Below are 24,731 nucleotides of genomic sequence, written 5' to 3' on the forward strand. Positions count from 1 at the left end.
GCTCGGAGGCACCCAGGTCCCTACTATGAGGAACAACGACCACGTCCTGGAAGATTCATCGCGACCTCGACACACTGGCACGGATTGCCCTGTTGTCCCACCGATTGGCTCGAGCAGGCGAGGGCCTGCCCTGCCTGCTACCCTTCACCGGCCCCCTGATACGAGTCCGCATCGGCTTCCGGTCAGCCGAACTCACCGTCCTTGGTCCCCTTGATGAACGCGTTCCACTCACTCGCGCTGAACGTCAGAACGGGCCCGTCGGGGTGCTTGGAGTCGCGTACGGCACGCCCTCCATCAGGAAGCGAAGCCACCTCGACACAGTTCTGTCCCTCCGCGGAACTGTAGGACGCCTTACGCCAGACAAGACCGGATTTGGGGTCGTTCATGGGCTCCGCCCTTATATGAGGTGCTTGGCCAGATATTCAATGTACGCCACCGACGCGTCCGTGCTCAGCGCGGACGCACGGAGGTGGCTGTAACTCTCGCGGTAGTGAGCCACGTCCTCGGGTTTCTCCAGGAAGAGATCACCGGCCGCCCCGACTTCCACGTAGACGATGCTGGGGTCCTCCGATGCTCGGTAGTCGAGGATCGCGAAGCCGCCGGTCATCGCGGTGTGCGCGCCGACCACGTCCTGCAGCACTTGGATCCCGACGTTCTGGCGTTCGGCCATGCGACACAGATGGCGGAGTTGGTCACGCATCACAGCGGCGCCACCGACATACTTGCGAAGTGCAGCCTCGTCGATCACTGCCCAGAAGCGCGGCGGGTCCTCACGATCCAGCAATCGTTGACGGGCCAGACGTGCCTCGGTCAGGCGTTCGATGTCGCTTGTCTCCATCACTCGCCCTCCCTTGAAGACCGCCCTGGCGTAGTCGGCGGTTTGGAGCAAGCCCGGGATGAGCATTGCCTCGAAGGTCTGGATCTCTGATGCCTCCCATTCCAGGCCGACGAGCGCTCCACCCAGAATGTCCTTGAACTCCTCTTCCCACCAGCCGCGCCGACGGCTGTCGCGGGCCAAGGCAATCATGGCGGCCCGCCTGGTTTCGTCCGTCACGCCGTAGACGTCCAGCAGGTCCATGACGTCGTTGATGGTGGGCCGACGCCACTCGTCGCGTTCGATGCGGGTTACCTTGCTGGGCTGCCATCCGAGACGCCGTGCGACCTCTTTGGAGTCCAGGCCGGCGGTCTCACGGAACTGGCGCAAGGCATTAGAAAGTCGCCTTCTCCTCACCGTTGGGCTATATGCCACGCAGTTCGCTCCTCTTCGCGTAGGGGGTGAATGCACATATAACACAGATTCAGGTATTGCCGAATTTGGGTATTGCGATTCTTGGCTGACTGAGGGCACTATGAGGCTAGCCCGCTTCGGTGACTTTCAGTACACGCTGTGGCACCGAACGTTGACATGGCGGCCGTCATGCAGATGGCCAGGGTCAAGAACACGGGCTACAGCATGCGAGGGGCCGCCACTCGCTTGCCAGCGACCGACATTGCACGTCCGCCGACCGGGCATCCGGCAAGCGGGAACTGCCCCGGCGTCCTCGGGCGTGGTGACGCAACCACCCCGCCCGAGGACTGGATCAGGAATTTGGGAGCTCCCTGACCTATGAGGAACCTTAACTCCGTCGTCCCACACCCCGTACACGACGGCACCGGGGAGACATGCTGGGACCAACCCGGCACTCCGGAAGCGGCACAAACCACGCGCCGACTCGTACGCGAAGCCCAGCCCATGGAGGGCCTGTCCGGCCTGGCAGAGGAGATGACACCCACGCCGCTCCGGGCGGTGGGGTACATCCGGCTCCGGCCCACCGATCCACCCAGTCACGCCGACCAGCTCGCCGAGCACCTCCGCGAGGTCGCCGCGCGGTCCTGGCTGGAGCTGATCGACATCTACACCGAGCCAGCACACACCCATCGGCGGACAGCGTTTGGCAGCCTGCTCCGAACGCTCCTCAGCCCCGACGTGCACGCCGTCATCATTCTAGCCCTGTGGCACCTGTCGGAGTTCGACGGCATCCACCGAGGCATCCGCATGGTCATCGAGAAGGAAACCCAATCCATCGTCGTCGTGGCCGATGAGGAAACCGCGCCATGACCGACCTGGCCAGGATGTACGACATCCGCAACTGTGAGATGCCCGGGATGATCGTTGACCAGGCCACGGCCGAACGCCGGCTACTGCCGGTGTTCCTGCGCGCGAGTGGGGGTCGCCATGGGCAGTCGGTATAAGGCCGTTCTGTGCCCGGCGGCCGAGCTCACGCTGCTGGCGCTGCACACCGCGATCAGTATCGGCGCAACGCTTGCGCGCATCGCCGCCCGCAATTGGGACCTTGCCGCCGTCGAGCACGCCGCCGAACAGGCCGCCGCCCACCTCATCGCCCGCGCGGTGGAAACCACCGGCGACCCTGACCTCAGCCCTCGCTATCCCGGCATCGACTTCAACCGCATTCCCGTACTCGGCATCCGCGCCCACCGTCGCGCCGACGCGCTGATCATCGATGTCTGGGACACCGATCCCATCCCACCGAACCCAGTGACCCTCGACGAACACATGGCGGCCATGGTCGTGCTGGCTCGCCGTTGGGCGACCTATCCCGCGCAGTGCGGCGGCAAGGTGATCTGGGCCGAAATCGCCGGTCCGCCACACCATCCCGCAGCCCTCGCCACCGTCCACCCGCTCCAGCCGCAGGCATGCCTCGCGGTGGTAGCCAACGCCGACAATGCCGCCCCGTACGTAGAGCGGCCGGCATGAGCGCGGGGGATTTCCACAGCGCACATCTCAAACCAGCCAAGAACGGTCTCACCAAGATCAGCTGGTCTGCCTCCACAGGCAGGGCCGTGTCCATCAGGGTCAGGAGTCACACCTGCGGCTGCGTCCCCACGTCATACGAGCTGTGCGAGGCGGCCGGCCTGGCCTTCATCCGCCGCACCGTACGCTCGCCCACGAGCACCCACGTCAGCGAGAGCCCCTGGCTGCAAAGGGCAGCGGCGATCAAGCTCTGGACAGCTCTACTGGAGGGGTGGGCGCGGTGAACGAGCCTGACTTTCCCGATCGAGGCGCGCGCCATCCGGTTGCAGGACATCTCGACGGCTCTCCGCGAGAAATCCCGCCGATGCTCGCTCCGTCCCCCACACGAGACGGCAAGGAGGCAAGCTGGGACCTGCCCGCCGTACCTGAAGCGGTAGCCCTAGCGCGCCGGCTCGTGCGCGAGGCCCTCGCGGTGTGGAGCCTGTCCGCTCTGGCCGACAACCTGACGGTGGTCGTATCGGAGGTCGTGACCAACGCGATCGTGCACGCGAAGTCCGCGGTGACCTTTTCCCTGCACCGGCAGGGCCGAAGCGTCCGGGGCGAGGTGGCCGACCACAGCCCCGTCTGGCCGACTCCGCTACCTGCGGGGCCGGACGAGGAGCACGGACGCGGACTGGCCATCGTCGCGGCCTACTCCGAGCGATGGGGTGTCGATCCGACGCCGGATGGCAAGATCGTCTGGTTCGTCTTCGAGGGACGGCAGGCCCCATGAACGAGTCGTCGGCGTCAGAGAGGGCTTGTCCCCGGCGCGACACCCAAGGAGATGGCAGGCTGTGACCATGCGAGCACCCCAAGCGAAATTCTTCAACACCACCGGTCCCTGCGATCCGCAGCGCCACTACATGCTTCCCCCCACACCACGGCTTCCCGAAGCGCGGACGCTCATCGAGATGGACCGCTACTTCGTCCTGCACGCCCCCCGGCAGACCGGGAAAACCACCGTCCTGGACGCTCTGACCTCCGACCTGACCGCCGAGGGCGACACCGCCGCCCTGATGTTCTCCTGCGAGCGCGCCAAGGCGGCCGGTGACGACGTCGCCTGGGCTGAGTCGCTTCTGCTGGACTCCCTCCGCGAGGCCGCCGATCTGTCGGGCTGGCCGAAGAAGCTGCTACCGCCGCGTTCCTGGCCGCAGGTCACGCCGGGCAGCCGGTTCGGTGCCGCGCTGCGGGAGTGGTGCCGACGCTGCCCGCGCCGGGTGGTGCTGTTCCTCGACGAGATCGACGCCCTGGAGGGCAACAGCCTGGCCAGTATCCTCGGCCAGCTCGGCGACGGGCACAGCAAGCGATCGAAGGGCTATCCGTTCCCCTCGTCGGTGGTGCTGTGCGGGTTGCGCGACCTGCGTGACTACAAGGTCGCCTCCGGCGGCGCCCCCGGCCGGTTCAACGCGGCCAGCTCGTTCAACATCCTCGCCGACTACCTGGGCGACTTCACCGCCGACGACGTCGCCGAGCTGTACGACCAGCACACCCAGGCGACCGGCCAGGAGTTCACGAAGGACGCCGTTGACCGGGTCTTCTACCTGACCCAGGGCCAGCCCTGGCTGGTCAACGCCCTCGCCTACGAAGCCACCTTCGAGATGGGGACGAGCGGCGTAATCACTTGCACAGGTCGATGAGGCCAAAGAGCGGCTGATCCAGAAGCGCTCCGTCCACCTGGACGCCCTCAGGGCGCGACTCTACGAGCCTCGGGTGGAGCAGGTGATCCGCGCGATCATGGAGGGCACACTGCCGGGCACGGACGCGTCCTTCGACGACGACGTCTCCTACGTTCGCGATCTGGGCCTAATCCGGAGAACCGGAGCACCGGAGATCGCAAACCCGATCTACCGACAGTTCCTGCTGCGGCACTCGCCCCTGTGCGCCGACCTGCTACGCCGGGAACAGCAGGGACCTTTCACCGACGAGAAGCTGGCCGAGGTCCGCATGAGGATCTTTGGATCCCCAGACTCAATTGGTGGCAGACTGTGACCATGCTGCCACCCCGAGCAAGATATTTCAATACCACAGGTCCCTGCGACCCGCAGCTCCACTACATGCTGCCCCCCGCACCCGGCTTCCCGAGGCGCGGGCGCTCATCGAGATGGATCGCTACTTCGTGCTGCACGCGCCCCGGCGGACCGGCAAGACGACCATCCTGCGCACCCTGGCCTCCGAGCTGACCGCCGAGGGCGACATCGCCGCCCTGTCGTTCTCCTGCGAGCGCGCCAAGATCTTCAGCAACGACGTCGGCGCCACGGAGACGATTCTGCTGGACTCGCTCCGCAGGGCCGCCGTCTTGTCGGGATGGCCCGAGGAAGTCGCTGCCCGCGCCGGGTCGTGCTGTTCCTCGACGAGATCGACGCCCTACAGGGCGAGAGCCTGGTCAGCATCCTCAGCCAGCTTCGCGACGGTCATAACATACGGCCGGACGGCTATCCGTTCCCCTCGTCGGTGGTGCTGTGCGGGCTGCGCGACCTGCGTGACTACAAGGTCGCCTCCGGCGGCGACCCCGACCGGTTCAACGCGGCCAGCCCGTTCAACATCATCGCCGACTCACTACGTCTGGGCGACTTCACCGCCGACCAGATCGCCGAACTGTACCACCAGCACACCCAGGCGACCGGCCAGGAGTTCACCAAGGACGCCGTGGACAAGGTCTTCGAGCTGACCCAAGGACAGCCCTGGCTGGTCAACGCCCTCGCCCATGAGATCACCTTCAAGATGGGGGTGACAGGGACAATCGGCGACGGGCAGGTGGAGGACGCAAAAGAGCGGCTGATCCGGGCACGCGCCACCCACCTGGACTCCCTGGCGGCCCGGCTGCACGAGCCCCGGGTCAAGCGGGCCATGGAACCGATCGTGGCCGGCGGCCCCTACACCGACCGCCACAACTCCGACGACCTGTCCTACGCCCGCGATCTGGGCCTGATCACGCAGAAACCTCCGCCGCAGGTGGCCAACCCGATCTACCGGGAGCTCATCCTGCGCGTGCTGGGCGACCTGACAGAACAGAACATCCACGCCGACCCGCGCAGCTTCGTGCTCCCCGACGGCCGCTTCGACCTGCCACGCCTGCTGGAGGAGTTCGTGGTGTTCTGGCGCGAGCACGGCGAGATCCTCATCCAGCAGGAGGGATACCACGAGGCCGCGTGCCAGATCATCCTCATGGCCTTCCTGCACCGCCTCGTCAACGGCGGCGGCTACCTCGACCGTGAATACGCCGCCGGCACCAAACGGCTGGACGTGCTCGTTCGCTGGCCGTACAGCGGCCCCGACGGCGAACGGCTGATGCAACGCGAGGCCATGGAACTGAAGGTGTGGCGACCCGGCGCAGACGACCCGAAGCCCGAGGGCCTGGCCCAGCTCGACCGCTACCTCGACCGGCTGACCCTGCCCACCGGCGTCCTGGTCATCTTCGGCCGCCGCCCCGAAGCCCCACCCTGGAAGGAACGCGGCGGCTTCGACCAAGCCACCACCCCATCCGGCCGCCAGGTCACCGTCCTGCGCGTGTGACAGCTGTCCGAGTTTCGAGCAGAACCGATTCTGCTACTCGAACGATGTGCTGGTTTCCGGCCCACAGTATTGAATCACTCGGTCGCAAGCCTCTGTAGCAGGCGATCAAAAGCGGTGATATCGGCGCATACGACTCCACGAGCGAAATTGATCTTGTCTTTGCCGCCGTTCAGTCTCTTCGGAAAACGGCGCATATTGGCATGGTGGAAAAAGTTAGGCTCGATACTCAGACCCTGGATGGCCTCGATCGCCTCTAGCATCTCACCGGAGGTTTCCGGATGGATCTTCACTCTGATCGCCCGGCGGAGGTCGCGCTGGCGGTCGAGATAGATCGTCACGCAGCTTGCCGGATGGTGTAATTCGCAGACCTTCACCAGTAAGTGAGTCAGTTCATATTCCCGGTCGGCCGCGACGTTGACGAGGCGCTGCTCGAAATCCATCAGGGGGTGCTGGGTGAGATTCACTCGAACTCCTCAATCGACGCCAATGCACACGCTACCCGCAATCAGCGCGACTCGTGTGATTCCGGCTCAGTAAACGGCACACCCACGGTGCTAAAAACGCCCCTGACGACCGTCAGGCTCTCACCTTCAATTGGTGGACACGCTGCTTGGACAAACCCATGACCCGAGCTGTATCCGGCTCCGACCAGTGGCTCGTCAGTACTCTCGCGGCCTTGACCGCGAGTTCCGCGGCACGCTTGGCATGCGTTTCGGCTAGTTCCTTCTCGCGGCTGTATTCCGCCACCACTCCCGCCACCTCTTCGGGAAGATCGAAGACGAACTCCACTGCGGGAGTCTCCTCGGGCCATGCCCAGGCGTGAATCTCCGCCAAGTCGCGCTCCAGTTGGGACAAGGAGCTTGCCACACCGACTCCTTCGACCTCACCGGTAGGGCAGCGCGACACCCACCGCCGGTTTTCATAGGTGACGACATACGAAATCGTCTTGCTCATCGACTCATCCTCTCTACGACCGCCTCCAGCCGCTTGACGGCTTCGCGAAAGAGCTCCGGGTCGCGATCCGGGTTGGCAGGAATCATGACGGGACCGAGATGACGCCATCCTTGATCACACGTAGCGCGCACATGTCGCCTTTGAGGTGGTACTGCCAGTCAGCCGTGGCGCCTGCGGCCGCCACGATTGTTGCCACCTCGGCGAGCTGCCGCATGTGCGGGGGAAGGATCTCGGACATGACGATGAGCATACCGCACTAGGAAGCATGTTCCTAGTGAGGTAGGAGCGCCCCTCCTAGCGCGCAGCCCTTCCTTGGCCGCAATCGTCCTGGATCGCTGGCTCCGCCGAACGGCTCGGCCATACCCTGGTGCCTCAATATTCGCCCCGGGAGGTTCCGCGTGCCGCAGCTCGCCTTCGCCAATAGTTTCTGGGAGAGCTTCGACGCTCTGGAGAAGCCGGTCAAGGCGGGCGTGCGCAAGGCCATGAAACGGTTCCAGCAGCTGACCATCGCCGAGCTGTACTCCGACAAGGGCCTGCACCTGGAGTCCGTGGTGAACGCGCGGGACCCGCGGATGCGGACCATCCGAGTCACCGAGTTCTGGCGCGGCGTGGTGCTGGCGCCGGACGACGGCACTGACACGTTCCTGCTGCTGAACGTAGTCCCGCACGACGAGGCCTACGGGTGGGCGGCCAAGCGGCTCTACACCGTCAACTCGGCCACGCACGCCCTAGAGGTGCGCAACGTCGTCGCCATCGAGCAGCTCACCCCGGCCCTTGAACAGGCGGCAGCCGAGGCACCAGCACTGCTGTTCGCGAAGCACTCCGACACCGTGCTGCGCGATCTCGGCATCGACGACCAGGTGCTGCGCGCTGTCCGGACCATCATCGACCAGCCTCAGCTGAACGCGTTCGCCTCGCTCCTGCCCGAGGACCAGTTCGAGGTGCTGCAGTATCTCGCGGAGGGGTTCTCGCCCCAGGAGGTCTACCAGCAGGTCGTGGCCGAGCGCCGCCCCGCCGATGCCTCTGCCGACGCGGACCGGAGCCTTGAGCGGGCGATCATCAACACCACCACCCGCATCACGCTGGTCAGCAGCGCGGACGAGCTGACCGACGTGCTCAGCAAGCCGTTCGCCGCGTGGCGGGTCTTCCTGCACCCCTCGCAGCGACGCGTCGCGTACCGCCCCTCCTACAACGGGCCGGCGCAGGTGACGGGCGGTCCGGGAACGGGCAAGACGGTGGTCGCGCTGCACCGGGTCAAGCACCTGCTCACCCGCTCGCCCGGCAGCCGGATCCTGCTCACGACGTACACCACTGCGCTCGCGGCGGCGCTGCGGGAGAACCTCGCGCTGCTCCTGGAGGACGGGAAGCAGCTCGCGCGGGTGGACGTCACCACGGTGAACGCCTTCGCCTACCGCACAGTGCGGGAGCTGACCGGTCGCATGCCGAAGATGATCGGGGACGCCGACGAGCGGCAGGTCTGGCGACGCGTCATCCGGCGGCTGGACCTTCCGTGGACCGAGCAGTTCCTGCACCAGGAGTACCGGCATATCGTCCTCGCGCAGCGGATCACCTCGCGGACCGAGTACCTCCAGGCGCCCCGGCGGGGCCGGGGCACGGCGCTCGGGCCGCGGCAGCGGGAGCAGGTATGGGACGCGGTGGAGGCGTTCACAGCGGACCTCCGCAGCGGCGGTGTCAGCACCCACCTGCAGCTCTGCGCGGAGGCGACCCTGCTGCTCGGCGGCTCCAATCTGAGGCGCTACGGCTACGACCACGTCATCGTGGACGAAGCGCAGGACCTGCATCCGGCGCAGTGGCGGGTACTGCGCGCTGCCGTCCTCGACGGCCCGGACGATCTCTTCATCACGGGCGACCCGCATCAGCGGATCTACGACTCCAAGGTGTCACTCAGCTCACTCGGCATCTCAGTGGCCGGGCGAAGCGGCCGGCTGCGCATCAACTACCGCAGCACGGCGGAGATCCTGACCTGGTCGACCGGCCTGCTCGACGGGTCGCTCGTTGAGGACCTGGGCGGACAGGGCAACGAGAGCCTGTCCGGCTACCGGTCCCTGCTGCACGGCAGGCGCCCTCGCACGGCCGCTTTCCCGGTCGAGCAGGCCGAGGTCGCGGCGGTCGTGGACCGGGTCCGGGATTGGCTCGGGCAGGGAGTGCGGCCGGGCGAGATCGCCGTGTGCACGCGTTTCAACATCCTGCTGAACAAGGTCCACGACCGGCTGGTGGCCGAGGGCATCCCGGCGGTCAAGGTCAAGGACCAGCCGTCGGCGAACGCCGAGGGGGTTCGCCTGGCGACCATGCATGCCATGAAGGGGCTGGAGTTCCGCTGCGTGGCGGTGGTGGGGGTGACCGCCGGCGCGGTGCCGTTCGCCAAGGAGATCACTCCGGTGGAGGTGGACCGGCTGCAGCACGAGAGTGACATGCTGCGTGAGCGCTGCGTACTCTTCGTCGCCTGCACGCGGGCGCGCGAGGCGCTCTACGTGTCATGGAGCGGCGCGCCCAGTCCGTTCGTCGCTCAGCAGTCTCAGCAGTAGATTTAGAACACGCGTGCGAGCTTTCTGGTCACTGAACCTACTGAAGGGTATGATGAAAACTGCGTCAACAGAGTCACACCTAGGTCTGGAGACCTGAGCGGGCTGGTTTCAGGAAGGGCTTGATATTCATGGGCGAGCGCCCTGTCGTGGTGACACTCGCCGAGATCGCGCGCATCGCAGGGGTCGGACGGGCCGCCGTCAGCAATTGGCGGAGACGGCATCACACCTTCCCCTCACCTGTCAGCGGTACGGACACCAGCCCACAGTTCTCCATGGTCCAGGTCGAGGAGTGGCTGCGTGAGCACGACAAGCTCGGGTCCTCCACCGGTTCACTCGAACGCCTCTGGCCGGCTTTCGAGGCCCTGGGCGATCGTGATCGCATGGGGCGGGTCATCGCCGAGTTCGGCGCCCGGCTACGAGACGCGCCTCATCGCGAACTCGATCCAGGCGAAGAGCATCTGGTCGATCAGGCTCTTGAGTTCTCCCTGCGTGAAGGCCGCCGCGAGACTTTCCAATATCTCCTCGACCGTTGGCTCGGCACGCACATACGTCAGATCACCACTACACCGGCTCCGCTCGCCTCGTTCATGGCGGAAGTGGCGGCCCGGGCCAGACCGGGAAGGATCAGCACACTGCTCGATCCCGCCTGCGGTGCCGGCGGGCTGCTCCTGGCCGGCGCGGAACGTTGGAAGGGTGCCTGCCGGCTTCTCGGCCATGAACGAGATCCCGTTCTCGCCATGCTGGCGAAATCCAGGTTGTCGCTGCTGGCCGAGACACCCGAGATCGAGCTCAGAACGACCGACACCTTGCGGAGCGAATCCCCGGCCGCTACCGCTGATGTGATCCTCTGTAATCCGCCCACCAATGAACGCGACTGGGGACACACGGAACTGGCCACCGATCGACGATGGCTGTTCGGCCTGCCACCACGCACGGAGTCCGAACTCGCCTGGGTGCAGCACATCGTCTCCGCGCTGGGCGAGGACGGCGTCGCCGTCGTGCTTCTGCCGCCCGCCGTGGCCTCACGCCGCGCGGGCCGTCGCATCAGGGCGGCGATGCTGCGTGCCGGGTCGCTCAGAGCCGTCATCGCCCTGCCGCCGGGCGCGGCTCCACCCTTCGGGGTCGGCTTGCATCTGTGGATCCTGCAGCCGCCGGCTCAGCGCAGAACCGCTCCCTCGGTCCTCATGGTGGACACGGCCGACTGCCGGGCCACCTTGTCAGCCGCCCGTGCTCAGGCTGTCGACTGGGACGCCGTCCGAGATCGGGTATTCGGCGCGATGGCCGGCAAGGCGCAGGAGAGCAGCATCGAGATACCGGTTCTTGACCTGCTGGGCGAGGAAACCGACCTGACTCCCGCACGGCATGCGCCCACCAGCATGTCGGTATCGGTCGTCAATCATCGCCGTGCCTGGTGCCAGTTCGACTCGAACCTGCAGGAAGCTCAGGATCTGGGCAAGGTCCTGCGCGATCTCGAGGTGGTGCGGGAAGTGTCGGACACCCACGCCGTCGCGGTCGCCGACCTGGAGCAAGCCGGCACGCTCGCGCTGGCACCAGGGCAGGCGATTCCGGACGGATACCTACGACGGGGTGAGCGGCCGGAGGACGGGGTTCCGATGCTCACCGTCGCGGACCTGCGGGAAGGGCAGCCACCTCAGTTCTGGATAGCCGCCGAGGACGTCGAGCAGCTCGAACGGGACAAGGGCATCACTGTGACATCGTCCAACGACGTGGTGGTGGTCGTTCCGACGGCCGAGTTCAGCGCATGGGTGGACGTTGCGGCACCCACGGTCCTGGGGCCGCACATCCATCGGCTCCGGCCCGACACCGAGCGTCTCGACTCATGGTTCCTGGCCGCCTGTCTGCGTGCGCACTTCAACGCACGGCAGGCCGGTACACACGCCACCGCCACCTCGCGAGTGGATCCGCGGCGTCTCCTGGTACCTCGTATCCCCATCGACGAGCAGCGCCGATATGGCGACATCCATCGTCGGCTGGTGCGCTTCGAACAGGCCGTCTTGGAGGCGGGCAACGTGGGTGCGACGCTGAGCCGGACACTCACGGAACTTCTGGCCGCCGGGCGGCTCAGAGAGAGCTGAGCAACGTCTCGACCTCATCGCGGTGGCCCCATTCGGCGAGTTCCGCGGCGAACTCACGACAGCGCCGATGCACTTTGAGGGACGCGCGGGACAGGCCGCGAAGCTCGACGACCACCGCCTTCCACATGTTGAAGGCCGCCTCGGTGTCGTCCTTCTCCGGCACCAGGCATTCGGCGACGCCGACGCGGGCTTCCAGGAGAAGGTCCACGTCCTTGGCGCTGAGAGGCGTCCGCTCCACGGTGCGGTACAGCCTGCCGGCTCCGGGCCAGTCCCCTTCGAGCCGCGCACGATCCGCGCGGACCAGCTGAGCCCGTACGACGAGGCGCTCACGTGGACCCCACGCCGCTTCCACCTCCCTCAGCCGCGCCACCACCCGCTCCGCCTGCGTGCCAGGCCGCTGCGCCATCACTTCTCGCTCGGCGGCGTCGAGCAGGTCGCCCAACTCGCGGCGGCTCGGCATGGGCCTGCGCCTCACCGAGGGGCGCTGCCGCTGCACGGGCGTCGGCGCCACGGGCACGGGCGGTGATTCGCGGCCTTCCCTGAACGGCAGAGTGGGATCCGGGTACAACCGGGGCGAGGGGGCGGGGTCCCCGAGCCGGGGAAGGTAGCGCCGCAGCACCTCGAGCCCGTCGACCAGGCTCGGCCTGCCGGCGGCCTCCTTCTGCAGCAGCCCCCAGGTCAGGTCGGCCAGGTCGGCGCCCACAGGGTGCCGCGCGGGGTCAAGACGCGGCGGAAGATCGCTGCGGTGCTGGTCCTCGATGCTGCGGTCGGGAAGCTCGCTGAACACCTGCTTCGCGGTGACGAACTCGTACAGCATGCAGCCGAAGCCGTAGAGGTCCGCAGCGGGGGTCGGGGTCTTCACACCGCGGATGATCTCTGGCGCCATGTAGCCGGTGCTACCGGGGGTGTGGCCGTGGCGGGTGTAGCGGGTGGCCTGCGGGTCGGTGGGCAGGGCGATGCCGAAGTCGATGATGTGGACGGCGCCGCTGTTCGCGAGCACCACGTTCTGCGGCTTCAAATCGCGGTGCACGACACCACCCTTGTGAATCCTGTCGAGGATCTCCAGGATCTGCACGCCGATCGCGGCGGCCGCGACCATCGGCGGCGGCTGGTGGAAGGAGAGGAAGTCACGCAGGTTCTTCCCCGAGATCAGCTCCATCACCAGGCACGGGTCCCCACGGAAGAAGCCGTAGTCAAGCAGGCGCGGGATGCCAGGGCCTGCGAACTTGTCCAGGAGATCCCGCTCTCGCTCGAAGCGGTTGAGTGCCTCGCTGCGGACACTCCGCTCATCGACGTCGTACAGAGAGGACCAGTGGTCGCGACCGAGCGCCTTGACCGCCACCGTCTCCCCCGAGTGCAAGTCTTCGGCCAGCCAGACGCGCGCCATCCCGCCCGTCTTCAGGCCGGCGCCGATCCGGAACCTCTCGAAGAGCACGTCTCCCGGCCGCATCGCGTCCTCCCACTGCGTGGTGTTCACGCTCATACGTTACCAAGATGGAAGGCGTACTGTCGCTTGACTAAGTTCACAGGGTGCGGTTCTCTGGAGTCGTGAGCACTCTCCCGATGGCTTCCGGCCTCAGCGGCCGATCCGACGTGGTCAGGATCGGCCTGCCTCTGCTGCGCTCGGAAGCGGACGCCTGCGCCTGGGGAAGGGCCCTACGGGCCCGCCCGCTGCTGACGCAGACCCCCGAACGCTCCCGCAGGAAGCCCGTCCAGGACTTCTTCTTCACACCGGTGCAGAGCATGCTCGACGCGATCGAGCACAATGGCAGCAGCGTGGAGGCCGCGCTGGCGGACAGCCGGCACACCCGCAACTGTCACCCCGTTCACCGCGCGTGGGCACTCGACGCCGTGCCGGCCTACCTCGCCGCTCGGGCACGGCACGAGGCCGCCGGATACCCGGTCACGTTCCCCGTGGCCACTGAGTGGGTGGGACTGAGTCGGCTGCGCCAGCCGGACACGAGAGGGGTGGTGCAGTACGAGCGCACCGTCTGGTGCCGAAGGTACGCCACGCGGGACGGCTCGGTGCGGGAAATCTGGATTCCGTCCATCGGTTCGGCCAAGGAGAACCGGTCGGAGGCGGAGATCGCCGCCGCCGCCGCGATCGCGGCGACCGGAGTACCGGCTCGCGGCTCTTTCGGCGAGCCTTACCGGAAGGTCGAGACCGATGCGGTCAAGCCGCAGCGGGTTCGCGTCATCGGCGTCGGCCTCGCCGGCGGCAAACCCCTCGTCCTGGCGGACTGGGATGCCGAAGAGGCAGTACGGCAGTTCGAGGAACATGCCAAGCAGCGCTACGCCGGCGTCCTCGACGGGCGGGCCCTGCGCCCGGGGTCGGACTGCACCACCTGTGAAGGACTCCTCGGCTGCACAGCTCTTCCCGAAGTTCCAGGGCTGCTCGGTGTCCCCGCCCCTCGCCGTCCTCGCAAGCGGCGCAGCGTCTCGATCAGCGACCTGCGCGCCTACAACTCCTGCCCGGCGCGCTTCCATCTGACCCGGGCCCTGTACATCAAGGACGGCCGGACTGAGAACGAGGCGATCCGTCGCGGTCGCGCCGTCGACGCCTGGCTCAACCACCGGCACGGCCAGCACCCACGTATTCCTTGCCGGGACGTGCCACTCCCCACCGAACTACCGGGCCTGACGGAGGACGAGGTGGGCCCAGCCGTTCACATGATCAAGGAGCATCACGCCTTCTGCCCTCTCGACGGGCTGCCGGAGAAGGAACTCGTCCGTACGCAATGGCGTCTGGCCGCCTACGACCCGGTCGTCGATGCGGTCGTCATCGCCGATCCCGACCTGCTCTACACCGAATCGGGCGGGTGGGTGTGGCGTGAGACGAAGACCGCGTCGCGACGTACCTGGGAGGGCCGTTCCCTGCTCCGCGGATATCCGCAACTCGCGCTGGCTGTCTTGCTGATGGCGGCCGGCGTACCCGGCGGCGATCCCCGCCGCTCACGAATCGAGCTGGAGATTCTTCGGGACAACGGATCGGTCTGCGAGGAGATCGACCCATTCGACCAGGCTGCCCGCGACGAGGCACGCGAGATCGTCGCTGAACTTGCCGCCGGATGGGCGCACGATGAGACCTACTCCCACACCCCCGGCGACCACTGCGCTGATTGCGAGGTCCGCCGCTGGTGCGCCGCTCCAGGAGAACCCGATGACCGCTGAGACGCTGCCTGACGCCGCCGCGAACTGGGCCTCTCACCAGGGCATGCCACTGGTCCGTACATTGGCCGGCGCCATGCTCGCGCTCGACGCGCAGACCGGCCTTGACGCGTTCGCCCTGCCCTATCCGCCGGAGGCCCAGCGGGCACTGGACCGCACGGTCCTCGCCTGCCTGCTCAGGGAGGCCACGCCTCCGGCGAGCCTTCCCGAACTCGTGTCATGGTGCAAGGAGGTGCCCCTCGCCGACTGGCCGGTCGACGTCCCCGCGGACGCGATCGGCCCGGAGGACCGACTGCTGGACGCGGACTCCGGGCGACCGACCGAGCTCTGCCACGAATGGGCCGAACGCACCCGCGACAGCGCGCTGGCCTTCCGCGACCGCGAGATCATCCACACCGCTCTGCGCCTGTGCCGGGCGTTCGGGGAGGAGGAGGCATACACCGCCTTCCGCGGGCTGCTCGTCAACCGTCCGGTCCTGACCGCGCCGGAGAGCTTCGAGGTCCTCAACGATCTGGTCCTGGAGCCGGTTCACGAATTGATCCGGCGCATCTACCTGCCGGTTCCCGACAGCTATCGGTACGACGGTGAATACGTCTGCTGCGGGCGCTGTCTAACACTGCTCACCCCCGTCCATGACGGGGGGTGGTGGTGCGAGCGCGACCACTGCCGCCGCCAGGGACCGGCTCCCCTGGGCAGGCGACTGCGTCCGGAGGAGATGGGCGAGGTACACCAGGTCGAGCGGCCGGTGCGGCAGTTCGTCACCGGGCCTGGACGTGCCGAGGCGGCTTTGGAGGAGGAGTTGGCGGCATTGGGGCTGGCGGTGCGGATGTGGCCAGGCTATGACGCCTACGACCTGCTCGTCACCTTTTCCGACGGGCACCGCTGGGCCATCGACGTGAAGGACTGGGCTAACCCGCTCTTTCTCGGCCGTTCGGCCCGACCGGTGCCGCAGGAGCCGCCGTACGACGAGGCGTTCTGGGTCGTACCCCACCACCGGGTCGCGGCCAGGCGGGACTACATCTCCGTGTACGAGCGGAACCGCCCCTCCCAGGCCCGCGACCTGCCTCTCCTCACCGACACAGACCTGATCAGACGGGCCCGGGCCCGGGTCCGCAAGCAGAAGGGGGACACTCGTGCGTGACCGCGAAAGCTGGCACCGACCGGTCAGCCGCGAACTCGGTCAGGTCTGGAACGGCCTGACAGTAGCGCTGCAAGGCATGAAACCGGCCCACCTGTGCCAGGTCGAACTGGCCCTGCGGCTCCTGCAGCGGCTGACCCCGGGAGAGCCCGCCGAAGGCGTATACACGCTGCTCGGCGGCTACCCCTTCGCCCGCGCGGCCGGCCTGGCCCGCACAGCTGAGCACGACACGATGCTCATCGCCGCCCGGCACCTGCTCTGGACGCTGCGCCGACGCCGCGCCTGGCACCAAGCCCTGGACCTGTACCGCCAGGTGCCCGCGAGGTTGCGCGCCTACGACGTCCCGGAGGACGGCGGCCCTGCCCTCCAGCTGACCCCGACGATCGCGTTCGACCGCGTCACGATCTACGACGACGCGCTCGCTCGGCTGCCGCAACACGCGCGCAAGCCACTTCCCCTCGCCCCCGCAGGGCGCAGCGGGTTCATGGACCGCCGCCGTCCCACGTCCGTCACCATCCCCGAGACACTGATCTTCGATCCTGTCCCCGGTCACGACCTGGCGCAGGGACGTCCGGGCGGAGGTGCCCCGCTGACGATCAAGCGCTCCGAGCTGCTCGCCACGGCCGTCTGGATGGATGAGCGGGAAAGGGAGCTGGGTGTGGAGCGGCCCGGTAACTGGGAGGAGCGCTTCAACGAGCTGCGGTTCGCGCCTCGCGATGCTGACGGCCGGAACTTCAGCGAACGGGACGACATTCATCTCAACGGGCTCATGCATCTGGCCGGCATGGTCGGCGCGGGCAAGAGCACGCTGATGACGCTCGTCGCGGTCTGGGCCGCCCGGCGGGACCTGCGCGTTACCCTCGTCGTCGGCGACGTTGCCGAGCAGCTGCGGCTCTGCGAGCTGCTGAACGACCTGGAGCTACCCGCCGTGCCGGTGCTGGGACCCACCACGCGTGAGACCCATGTGCAGCGGCTGCATCGCCGGCTCGCCTCGCGCGGCCTGGACAACCTTCTCGATCACGACGCGGCGGGCTTCGACGACCTCAGCACGGCGTGTGTGATCGATGCGCTGCGGGGCACGGAGGCCATCCAGCCGCTGCGGTACGCCGACGCGCCGTGCACTGCTCTCTACCCGGAGCAGCGGAAGGTCCAGCACACTGCCGACATCGTCCTGCCTGAGCCGTACCGGCCGGGCGAGGCCACGCAGAAGCGTCCGACCGACGAGCTGCGGGGCAGCCAGCGTGGCTGCCCCGTGTGGGCAAGGTGCCCGCGCCACCGCGCGGCGCGCAATCTCGTCGACGGGCTGATCTGGGTCGCCAACCCGGCGAGCCTCGTGCAGAGCGCCGTCCCGCAGCACCTGAATGAGGAGCGGCTGCGCTATCTCGAACTCGCCTGCCTGCTCAGCGACATCGTCATCGTCGACGAGGCCGACTCGGTCCAGATGAAGCTGGACGAGATCTTCGCCCCCTCGGCGACACTCGTCCGCCCGGATCCCGACTCCTGGCTCGACCAATTGCACACACACAAGATCGAGGAGCTCTCGCGGCGCGGTCGACTGCCTCTCACGGACCAGGACATCGAGCGGTGGAACTCGGCGCTGACCGTCGTCACCGCCGCCACCGACCGGCTCTACCGGCTGCTCATCTCTGGTGAGGAGCTGCGTGACTGGGCGGACATCGAGTACTTCAGCCCGTGGACCCTGCAGGAGAAGCTACTCGGGGACTGGTTCGGCGAGCAGCACCCGGGCCCCGAAGGTGTGCATGACGAGCGGCAGCTGTACGAGCCCTACGACGACGATTCGTCAGACGCCGACGAGAGCCACCTCTTCCTGGGCTCCCTCCGTTCACAGCTCACGGAGCTCCTGGATGCCTTCCGCGACGATCCGCTGGGCGACTCCGGCCCGTACGATACGAGCACCGACGACCTGATCGACACCACGCGCGACCTCCTGCACACCCTCAACACGGCCCGTACCCGCGCCCGCGTCAAGGCTCTGCTGAACAAGCTGATCCAGAGCACACCTGCCTCCGCGCGGGACGACGCCTGGCGCGACCTGACCTGCCGGCGGCTCGAGTTCCTGCTCGTGCTGTCGGCTCTCCACCAGCGGCTGGAGCGCCTGACATTCCTCTGGCCCCAGGTCGAGGCCGCCCTCCGGCTGGACTCCACTGGCAACGAACTGGCGAGGCGACCGCCGCTCGACTACGCGCCGCTGATCCCAGAGGCCCCGATGGGCAACGTCCTCGGTTTCCAGTACCTCCCGGACGAGCGGGAGCGCGACGAGGACGGCAACCACAGCGGCACCCTGCGCTTCTTCCGGTGCGCGGGCGTGGGCCGGGAACTGCTTCTCTCCCTCCACCAGCTGGGCGCGGACCCGGGTCAGGGACGCCCGGGCCCGCACGTGGTGCTCATGTCCGGCACCAGCTGGGCCGGAGCGTCGACCCGCGCCCACGTCCTGGCACCGGTGGCCGCCGTGCTCATGCCGTCGGAACGCTCGCTCGACGCGGTGGGAAAGTCGCGGTTCGCCACGCGCTTCCTCTATGACGCCGACGGAACGCCCATGAACCTGTCCGGCACCGACCCCAAGGTCCGGCCGGCGGCCGCCCGGGCCCTCGCCATGCGCCTGGGTAGCCCCGGACGAGGTGGCGGAGCGAGCCCGCTGGAGGAGGAGCTGGCCCTCGTCGGAGACGACAACCGACGCCGGGCGATCCTGCTCGTCGGCAGCTACAAGGAGGCGAACGCCGTCGCCGACACTCTGCACGGGCTGGACCGCTGGCGAGGCAGGGTACGGGTCCTGGCCGCCGACGACGCCGATCTCGATCAGTCCGTACGCGGCACGGATCCGGCGGTCGCGGAACACGCTACCACGTTGCGGCGGGGCGACCTTGCCATGTTCGCCGAGGACTACGATGCCGAACTGCTGGTGGCGCCTTTGCTGGCGGTCGAGCGCGGGCACAACATCCTCAACACCGATCGCAACGCGGCCTTCGGCACCGCCCTGTTCCTGGCCCGGCCGCATCCCCGTCCTGATGACCTGGCGCTGGCGATCTTCGCCGTGAACGACTGGGTCTGCCGTTTCGTCCGTGACCAGAGGCGGCCCGACAACCGCACTGGTCCGGCCACGTTCGGCGAGCTCGTCGCCAAGGCCGCGGGGCTCGACCGGGCCGGGCTCGACTTCCGCCACGAGGCGCGGCAGGAATGGCGTCGCCTGCTGTCCCGACGCTACGTCTACTCACGGCTGTCGCCCTGGGAGAAGCGGGCTTTCGCCTGGGATCAGCTGGTCACCATGTGGCAGGTCATCGGCCGGCTCGTACGGGGCGGGGTGCCTGCCCGGGTCGTCTTCGTCGACGCCAGTTTCGCCCCGAAGACAGCCCGCGCACTGTCCCCCGGCGCCACGGGCCCCGTCCCCCTGGACGACGGCCTCCTCGCAGCCCTCCGCTCCATCCTCACCCCATACTTCGACGCCGGAGCCGACTCTGCGGCATTCCCGGACCCGGCGGACCCGGCCCTCGCCCGGCTGCTCTACCAGCCGCTGTACAACGCCCTGTCCAACCTCGAACACCACCGCTGAGGACACCGTGCCTGTCAATTACGACTCCATCCGCACCTCCTCCTGGCAACCCGTCTCGCCGGACGCCACTATGGTGGGCCGCTACCGCGCGCTACGCTTCCCCGAGAACTGGCGCGAGGCGATCCTCGCGCTATGCAACCTGAGCGGTCCCGACGGAGCCGAGCTCTACCGCACGGTGCCCACCTACCGCTTCGAGCAGGTGATCCAGGCCTTCGCTCCCGACCTCCTGGTGTTGCCCCGTCCGTCCGAGCACTGGCTGTACGTGCCCGAGGAGGTCACGGACCCGCTGCCTGCCCCTGTCTTTCGCGCGCTGCTGGACCGCTGGCTGGCAGACCTACGGCCGGAGCCGGAACACCGTGCCTTCCTCAAGGATGTCCGCGCCGAGCTGTCGGCGTCCCCGCCCGTCTGGGAACCAGTCGAAGGCGAGCTGCTCCGCTGCCCTACGACCCCGGTCGGCGGCACAGCCGCACCCCTCGCACACCAGTTCCCGCTCAGCACCGACTGGCTGGCAAGACGCGTCCTGGCCCTCGGCCCGTACGAGCACGCGGCCGGCCGGCTCCATTTCCGCGCCGTGCCGCGCGGTCCTCGCGACCAGGGCGCCGAACTGGTCTCTCAACCGCTTCCGTCACCCTCCGGCACACGTACCTGGTGGTATTCGGTCATTCTCAACATCACCCTACACACCGTTCCTTTCGACCCTCTCCCCCGTTTTCACCTGCACTTCGGCATCCGTCGCTGGGCGACACGAGTCAGCTCGGCGACCGGCAGGGTCCACCTGCCGTACCGGCGCAGAACGACGGTGCTGTTGCGACCGCGGGTGCCGTATCTGCCGGGCGCCCCGCTCGGTGAGCGCTACGCGCTGGCCAAGGTGGAACGCCGCTGGGACAAGGAGCGAGGAGAGTGGATCACCGGCTGGGTGAACGGCGGGCCGACCGGCATCCTGCGCGGGATCTCGCTGGCCGAACCCTTCCCTGGCGCGGACGACATCCTTTCCCATCCAGAGGAGTGGCTTGACCAGGGGCTGCGCGCGGGCATCGTGTACAGCACGGCCATGGGTGGCCACCAGATCAAGGCGGGCCTCATGTCGCACCAGCGTTCCGAGCTCACCGAGTGGGCTGAGCAAGCCCTTCCGCCCGAGGTGCGGGCGACCTCCGCATTGGTCCGCACGCGGCGCGTGAGGTCCGCCAAGCCGCTAAATGCTCCTCCCACCGGCGTGAAGAAGGGGGACAAGCCTGAAGAAGACGCCCGCAGGGCGGAGGAACGGCGGGTAGGCGCAGCCTTCGCGATGTCCTGGCTCACCCCAGAAGCCGATCCGGGAACGCTTCCCACACTGGAGGCACGACTTCTTTGGCAAACCCGTGAGCTACGCGAGGCAGCGGTCACGGGACTCGTCGAACGCCTCGGATTGAAAGGCGAGGGCGGCGTCTTCACCGAAGCGCAGTACGAGGCCGCACGCCCCGGCGACCCGGTGACCCTTGAGTGGCGATCCGCCGAGCTCACCGTGCGGCTGCGCTGCGTCAAGCTGACGGCCGGCCTCGGAGAAGGGCTCGCCCTCCCGCCGAGGGGGAAGGCCCGTACCTCCTCGGCGATCGGCGCGGCCGTCCGTGACCGGCGTGCCGGCGCCCGTTCCTGGCTCGCCGATGACATCACGGGCACGGCGCCCACGCTGGCGCTGGTGGAACTCGACCGCAGGGCCGACTTCGAGACCGGCGACCACGACCCCAAGTTCGCACTCAGGCTCGGCTTCGCGGACGCCGGCGCGGTCACCCAGTTCGTGACGGTGCCCAAGAAGGCCGGGCGATACGACTCGGTGAAGACCGTCGATCACCGCGTTTCCATGGCCTGGGACGACGGTCTGCGACAGCTCGGCATCCGGGTGCACCCCGAGCATGGCCTTGGTGAGAAACTGCCCGTAGGCCTGCGGTACGCCGCGATCTGGCTCGTCAGAAAGAATCGCACAGCACGCAATCGGTGGGCGGCGTACGTCCCGATCGCTGTGCTCGTGACTCCGCAAAGATCGGGCAGCGGCATCGCCAGTGTCCAGGGGTGGGACCCTGAGGCGAATACGTGGGTCCCGTACCCCGCGTTGCTGCTGAAGCTGACGCGGCTCGCGGAGGTCGCCGTGCCCGGCGCCGGGAACAGAGAGCCGGGCAGCTACTACCGCGCCATGGACAAGCAGCGGCGCGACACGGAGGAGTGGCTGCAGAAGATGCTGCGCTCCCTGCGCGGCGCTCCCACGCTGCTCCTCGTACACGGGCAGAACGCCCGCTCGCACTGGACGTGGCTGCAGGACGGCCACGTGGAACCAGACCGCATCCGCGACGGCCACGCGCCGGCTCGCCGACTGCACCCGGACCTGCGGCTCGTCCGCGTGCGAACCGTGCAGGGCCGGGAGACCCCTCAGTGGTGGGGCGTCAACCCGAAGGACGAGGCGAACGGACTGCCGTCCCACCTGTGGGTGCCGCAGTGCGACGGGTCGAGCCGCGTCTTCTACAGCACCACCCCTAAGCCCGTCCAGTTCCAGACCTCGGCCATCAAGGCTGACAAACTGGCCCCCCGCGCTGGCGAGCACGAGGGCGATACCAGGATTGACACCAACATCCCAGGTTGGAATCCAGGGCTGGTGGAGATCGCCGTTCTCGGATGCCATCAGGACGACGGTGACGATCCGGAATCGCTGGCGCTCGCCGTGCATCAGCTGCGTCAGCCGCCGGACTACCCGCAGGCCCTCGCTCTGCCCCTGCCGCTACATTTGGCGGGGCTTGGCCAGGAATACGTCCTGCCGACGCTCGCGGAAGAGGTCGAGGACGAGGTTTCCGCTGTCGAGGGTCCGCAATCCACAGATGCCGAGGTGATCCCAGCGGGTGATGGCGCCCTGGATCCGACCATGGCAGCAGGACTCTTCACGGAGCCGGATCCCGAGGAGGATCGGCAAACGTCACCTCTTGACGCGTGAGGTGCCCGACTGTTTGCGTTTGGCGGCAACGCGCTCTTGCTCAGCGCCAACGGCTGTCAGACCGCCCGGGCGATGCAGATGCGTGCGTTCAGTCGTGGTCCCGCCTCGTAGAACATGTACTCCACACCGTCCTGGGTGCCGAACGACGGCGCCGCCACCCTGCCGTTGTCCGAGGGGATCGGAGAGTGGAAGACGCCGAGGTGCGTCTCCCTGTCGAAGGCGTTGCCGACCTCGGTGATCCGCATCCTGCCGTCGTTGCCGTGATAGGCCACGTAGGTGGTTGCGTTGCGCTTGACGAGGGTGGCGCCGGAGATGTCGGTCACGCCGTCGGGCTCGGGGTTCACCAGCGGGGTCGCGCTGAACTGCCAGCCGTCCCAGCCGTTGGGCGACCAGCCGTAGAAGATGCGACGGCCGTTGCGCAGCCCCATGAAGATCATCACGTACTTGTTGTTCCGGCCGGGCAGCTGATGCTCGAAGACCCGCGCGTAGGAGGTCTCGGAGGTACCGGGCACCAGGCGGGTGCTCAGGATCGGGGTCTCGTTGGTGAAGGTGACGCCGTCGGTGGAGCGGGCCACGCGGGTGGTGAAGTTCTCGCCGTGGAAGTAGCAGAAGAACTGCCGGGTGGCGGCGTCCCAGGTCACGTGAGGTGAGGACACGTGTGAGACCGTGGTGGTCGGCAGGCGGTTGTCGATGAGCGGGTTGCCCGAGTAGTCGTCGAAGGGACCTGCCAGGGAGTTGGCGAAGGCCACGCAGATGCCGCCCGGATCCTCGTGAGGGGCGTAGTAGAGGTAGTAGCGCGCTCGGGGATTGCTGAGCTTGTCGTACACCCCTCTGATGCAGGGGAAGATGAACTCCCCCGTCGGGTTGTGGCTGAGCGGCAGGGCCAGCGCGTCGCGCAGGTACCGGTAGGTCGGCATACCCGCCGGGCCCGCCGCCGCGCTCGCAGCCGGTCCGAGACCCAGGCCCGCGGCCACGCCCGCCGCCGCGCCCAGCAACACAGTTCGCCGTCGGATCAATTGGTGGGGGGTGTCCACTTCGACTCCTTCACGCTGCGTCTTGGTGCGGATTCACACGCTCGCTCCCAGCAGAAGGCTGCGTCAAGATGATAATACGAATTACCACAAGAAGATCCACTCCTGACAGCACGCTCGTGGTCGGGAACGCCCCCTCTCCGGCAAATCCGTACTCTCCCGAAACACCAGTCGATGCGACACGGGCGATCACGGGGTGGCCTCCTGTTCGAGCAGGCGAAGCGCGGTCTCGGCGGCAGCGAGATCCTGGACGCCCAGGCCGACCAGCTTGGCGACGGTGATCTGCGAGGCCGACGTCCGGGACCCTGCCCGAGGCCCGCAAGGTCTCCGGCGTGCAGCGGGGTGCTCTCCCTGCTGTCCACGGCCGGCGCATGGGCGCGGTGGAAGCAGGCCGGGTCGAGTTCGGCCTTGGTGACGTGCTGTCCCGGCCGCAGCCAGGAGCCCTCCAGGGTGGGCGGGCGGCTGCCGGTCGCGGTGACGATCACGTCGGCCTGCCCACCGATCGCGGCGTGTGCGGTGCGGCTCGTCCGAGGTACGGCCCGACACCGATCCCACCCTCGCCCATTGAGCCGTTCGCGGTCTTGACGACGCGGGGAAGGCCAGGCATCTTTCTGTAAGAAGCTTTCCTAAAAGTGCACTGCCCACCTGCTGGAGGACAGCGAATGCGCACGAGAAAGCCTGCGGCTCTGGCCGCCACAGCCCTCCTCACCGCCGCCCTCGTCGGCATCGCCACCCCCGCTCACGCCGCGCCCACCGACTGCACCACCGGCCGGGACGGCAAGACCGTCTGGGTTTACTGCAGCGGCGGCTACGGCCAATACCGCGTGAGCATCTACGTCATCAACCCCCCGACCGGCTCCTGGCCCGAGTACGGCCCCTGCGTGTACCCCGGGCAGCAGCGCTCGGAGTACACCCCCTACCACAACTACTCCTTCCTCGGGCCGGCGGTCGCCTACTGCTGACAGGGCCA

General features: G+C 67.7%; 22 protein-coding genes. 14 read left to right on the forward strand and 8 right to left on the reverse strand.

Going from position 1 to position 24,731, the window contains the following annotated elements; translation table 11 throughout:
- Positions 1 to 182: 182 nt before the first annotated feature.
- Positions 183 to 386 carry a DUF397 domain-containing protein gene (locus AB0J16_RS32490; protein WP_358546271.1) on the reverse strand — a complete coding sequence of 68 codons (204 nt, stop codon included), beginning with the start codon at positions 384 to 386 and terminating at the stop codon, positions 183 to 185.
- 11 nt (positions 387 to 397) lie between these two features.
- Entirely contained in the window at positions 398 to 1,204 is an 807-nt protein-coding gene (locus AB0J16_RS32495; protein ID WP_358546274.1) for a helix-turn-helix transcriptional regulator, read from the reverse strand.
- Between the two features lie 402 nt (positions 1,205 to 1,606).
- On the opposite strand from AB0J16_RS32495, the gene AB0J16_RS32500 reads away from it, so the two are divergent.
- From AB0J16_RS32500 to AB0J16_RS32525, 6 genes are all read left to right on the forward strand, one after another.
- A complete protein-coding gene (locus tag AB0J16_RS32500; protein ID WP_358546277.1) occupies positions 1,607 to 2,098 on the forward strand; it encodes a hypothetical protein in 492 nt (163 codons plus the stop codon).
- A 117-nt stretch (positions 2,099 to 2,215) separates the two neighbouring features.
- Positions 2,216 to 2,755: a hypothetical protein gene (locus AB0J16_RS32505; RefSeq protein ID WP_358546279.1), complete on the forward strand. Its 540-nt coding sequence runs from the start codon at positions 2,216 to 2,218 to the stop codon at positions 2,753 to 2,755.
- The gene (locus AB0J16_RS32510) at positions 2,752 to 3,036 is read left to right on the forward strand and encodes a hypothetical protein (RefSeq protein WP_358546281.1); all 285 of its coding nucleotides are present in this window, start codon (positions 2,752 to 2,754) and stop codon (positions 3,034 to 3,036) included. Before AB0J16_RS32505 ends, AB0J16_RS32510 begins: the two co-directional genes overlap by 4 nt.
- A gap of 80 nt (positions 3,037 to 3,116) precedes the next feature.
- Positions 3,117 to 3,524: an ATP-binding protein gene (locus AB0J16_RS32515; RefSeq protein WP_358546283.1), complete on the forward strand. Its 408-nt coding sequence runs from the start codon at positions 3,117 to 3,119 to the stop codon at positions 3,522 to 3,524.
- A 67-nt stretch (positions 3,525 to 3,591) separates the two neighbouring features.
- Complete coding sequence (locus AB0J16_RS32520; protein WP_358546284.1) at positions 3,592 to 4,428, forward strand: hypothetical protein; 837 nt, start codon at positions 3,592 to 3,594, stop codon at positions 4,426 to 4,428.
- A 73-nt stretch (positions 4,429 to 4,501) separates the two neighbouring features.
- The gene (locus AB0J16_RS32525) at positions 4,502 to 4,780 is read left to right on the forward strand and encodes a hypothetical protein (protein WP_358546286.1); all 279 of its coding nucleotides are present in this window, start codon (positions 4,502 to 4,504) and stop codon (positions 4,778 to 4,780) included.
- 120 nt (positions 4,781 to 4,900) lie between these two features.
- On the opposite strand, the gene AB0J16_RS32530 is transcribed toward AB0J16_RS32525, so the two are convergent.
- Positions 4,901 to 5,047, reverse strand: coding sequence for a hypothetical protein (locus tag AB0J16_RS32530; protein ID WP_358546288.1), 147 nt, complete (start codon positions 5,045 to 5,047; stop codon positions 4,901 to 4,903).
- 48 nt (positions 5,048 to 5,095) lie between these two features.
- Here AB0J16_RS32530 and AB0J16_RS32535 point away from each other — a divergent pair, with 48 nt between their 5' ends.
- Entirely contained in the window at positions 5,096 to 6,304 is a 1,209-nt protein-coding gene (locus AB0J16_RS32535) for a hypothetical protein (RefSeq protein ID WP_358546291.1), read from the forward strand.
- A gap of 74 nt (positions 6,305 to 6,378) precedes the next feature.
- On the opposite strand, the gene AB0J16_RS32540 is transcribed toward AB0J16_RS32535, so the two are convergent.
- The 3 genes from AB0J16_RS32540 to AB0J16_RS32550 form a co-directional block, all read right to left on the reverse strand.
- Positions 6,379 to 6,768, reverse strand: a complete 390-nt coding sequence (locus AB0J16_RS32540; RefSeq protein ID WP_358546294.1) for a hypothetical protein — start codon at positions 6,766 to 6,768, stop codon at positions 6,379 to 6,381.
- Between the two features lie 112 nt (positions 6,769 to 6,880).
- Positions 6,881 to 7,258: a hypothetical protein gene (locus AB0J16_RS32545; protein WP_358546296.1), complete on the reverse strand. Its 378-nt coding sequence runs from the start codon at positions 7,256 to 7,258 to the stop codon at positions 6,881 to 6,883.
- Between the two features lie 82 nt (positions 7,259 to 7,340).
- Positions 7,341 to 7,496 carry a hypothetical protein gene (locus AB0J16_RS32550; protein ID WP_358546298.1) on the reverse strand — a complete coding sequence of 52 codons (156 nt, stop codon included), beginning with the start codon at positions 7,494 to 7,496 and terminating at the stop codon, positions 7,341 to 7,343.
- 160 nt (positions 7,497 to 7,656) lie between these two features.
- On the opposite strand from AB0J16_RS32550, the gene AB0J16_RS32555 reads away from it, so the two are divergent.
- Positions 7,657 to 9,804, forward strand: a complete 2,148-nt coding sequence (locus tag AB0J16_RS32555) for a UvrD-helicase domain-containing protein (RefSeq protein WP_358546300.1) — start codon at positions 7,657 to 7,659, stop codon at positions 9,802 to 9,804.
- Between the two features lie 128 nt (positions 9,805 to 9,932).
- Positions 9,933 to 11,900, forward strand: coding sequence for an N-6 DNA methylase (locus AB0J16_RS32560; protein ID WP_358546303.1), 1,968 nt, complete (start codon positions 9,933 to 9,935; stop codon positions 11,898 to 11,900).
- Here AB0J16_RS32560 and AB0J16_RS32565 read toward each other — a convergent pair.
- Positions 11,887 to 13,377, reverse strand: coding sequence for a serine/threonine-protein kinase (locus tag AB0J16_RS32565; protein WP_358546305.1), 1,491 nt, complete (start codon positions 13,375 to 13,377; stop codon positions 11,887 to 11,889). The two genes, AB0J16_RS32560 and AB0J16_RS32565, sit on opposite strands and share 14 nt — an antisense overlap.
- Before the next feature lie 71 nt (positions 13,378 to 13,448).
- On the opposite strand from AB0J16_RS32565, the gene AB0J16_RS32570 reads away from it, so the two are divergent.
- The 4 genes from AB0J16_RS32570 to AB0J16_RS32585 are packed head-to-tail and all read left to right on the forward strand — an operon-like array spanning position 13,449 to position 22,730.
- Positions 13,449 to 15,071, forward strand: a complete 1,623-nt coding sequence (locus AB0J16_RS32570) for a PD-(D/E)XK nuclease family protein (RefSeq protein ID WP_358546307.1) — start codon at positions 13,449 to 13,451, stop codon at positions 15,069 to 15,071.
- Positions 15,061 to 16,209 carry a hypothetical protein gene (locus AB0J16_RS32575; RefSeq protein WP_358546309.1) on the forward strand — a complete coding sequence of 383 codons (1,149 nt, stop codon included), beginning with the start codon at positions 15,061 to 15,063 and terminating at the stop codon, positions 16,207 to 16,209. Before AB0J16_RS32570 ends, AB0J16_RS32575 begins: the two co-directional genes overlap by 11 nt.
- On the forward strand, positions 16,202 to 19,774 hold the full coding sequence (locus AB0J16_RS32580) for a hypothetical protein (protein ID WP_358546311.1): 3,573 nt from the start codon (positions 16,202 to 16,204) through the stop codon (positions 19,772 to 19,774). Before AB0J16_RS32575 ends, AB0J16_RS32580 begins: the two co-directional genes overlap by 8 nt.
- A 7-nt stretch (positions 19,775 to 19,781) precedes the next feature.
- Positions 19,782 to 22,730 (forward strand): DUF3962 domain-containing protein, encoded by a 2,949-nt coding sequence (locus AB0J16_RS32585; protein ID WP_358546314.1) that lies wholly within the window; start codon positions 19,782 to 19,784, stop codon positions 22,728 to 22,730.
- Positions 22,731 to 22,786: 56 nt separating this feature from the next.
- Here AB0J16_RS32585 and AB0J16_RS32590 read toward each other — a convergent pair whose 3' ends face one another.
- The gene (locus AB0J16_RS32590; protein ID WP_358546317.1) at positions 22,787 to 23,764 is read right to left on the reverse strand and encodes a hypothetical protein; all 978 of its coding nucleotides are present in this window, start codon (positions 23,762 to 23,764) and stop codon (positions 22,787 to 22,789) included.
- A gap of 659 nt (positions 23,765 to 24,423) precedes the next feature.
- On the opposite strand from AB0J16_RS32590, the gene AB0J16_RS32595 reads away from it, so the two are divergent.
- Positions 24,424 to 24,723: a hypothetical protein gene (locus AB0J16_RS32595; RefSeq protein ID WP_358546239.1), complete on the forward strand. Its 300-nt coding sequence runs from the start codon at positions 24,424 to 24,426 to the stop codon at positions 24,721 to 24,723.
- Positions 24,724 to 24,731 lie beyond the last annotated feature (8 nt).

Source organism: Nonomuraea sp. NPDC049750 (assembly GCF_040659625.1).
Taxonomy (GTDB): Bacteria; Actinomycetota; Actinomycetes; order Streptosporangiales; family Streptosporangiaceae; genus Nonomuraea.

Coding starts and splice junctions, on each gene's coding strand:
- AB0J16_RS32490 (WP_358546271.1), bottom strand. CDS start 386: ATGAACGACCCCAAATCCGGTCTTGTCTGGCGTAAGGCGTCCTACAGT.
- AB0J16_RS32500 (WP_358546277.1), top strand. CDS start 1,607: ATGAGGAACCTTAACTCCGTCGTCCCACACCCCGTACACGACGGCACC.
- AB0J16_RS32505 (WP_358546279.1), top strand. CDS start 2,216: ATGGGCAGTCGGTATAAGGCCGTTCTGTGCCCGGCGGCCGAGCTCACG.
- AB0J16_RS32510 (WP_358546281.1), top strand. CDS start 2,752: ATGAGCGCGGGGGATTTCCACAGCGCACATCTCAAACCAGCCAAGAAC.
- AB0J16_RS32515 (WP_358546283.1), top strand. CDS start 3,117: ATGCTCGCTCCGTCCCCCACACGAGACGGCAAGGAGGCAAGCTGGGAC.
- AB0J16_RS32520 (WP_358546284.1), top strand. CDS start 3,592: ATGCGAGCACCCCAAGCGAAATTCTTCAACACCACCGGTCCCTGCGAT.
- AB0J16_RS32535 (WP_358546291.1), top strand. CDS start 5,096: ATGGCCCGAGGAAGTCGCTGCCCGCGCCGGGTCGTGCTGTTCCTCGAC.
- AB0J16_RS32545 (WP_358546296.1), bottom strand. CDS start 7,258: ATGAGCAAGACGATTTCGTATGTCGTCACCTATGAAAACCGGCGGTGG.
- AB0J16_RS32550 (WP_358546298.1), bottom strand. CDS start 7,496: ATGTCCGAGATCCTTCCCCCGCACATGCGGCAGCTCGCCGAGGTGGCA.
- AB0J16_RS32560 (WP_358546303.1), top strand. CDS start 9,933: ATGGGCGAGCGCCCTGTCGTGGTGACACTCGCCGAGATCGCGCGCATC.
- AB0J16_RS32575 (WP_358546309.1), top strand. CDS start 15,061: ATGACCGCTGAGACGCTGCCTGACGCCGCCGCGAACTGGGCCTCTCAC.
- AB0J16_RS32595 (WP_358546239.1), top strand. CDS start 24,424: ATGCGCACGAGAAAGCCTGCGGCTCTGGCCGCCACAGCCCTCCTCACC.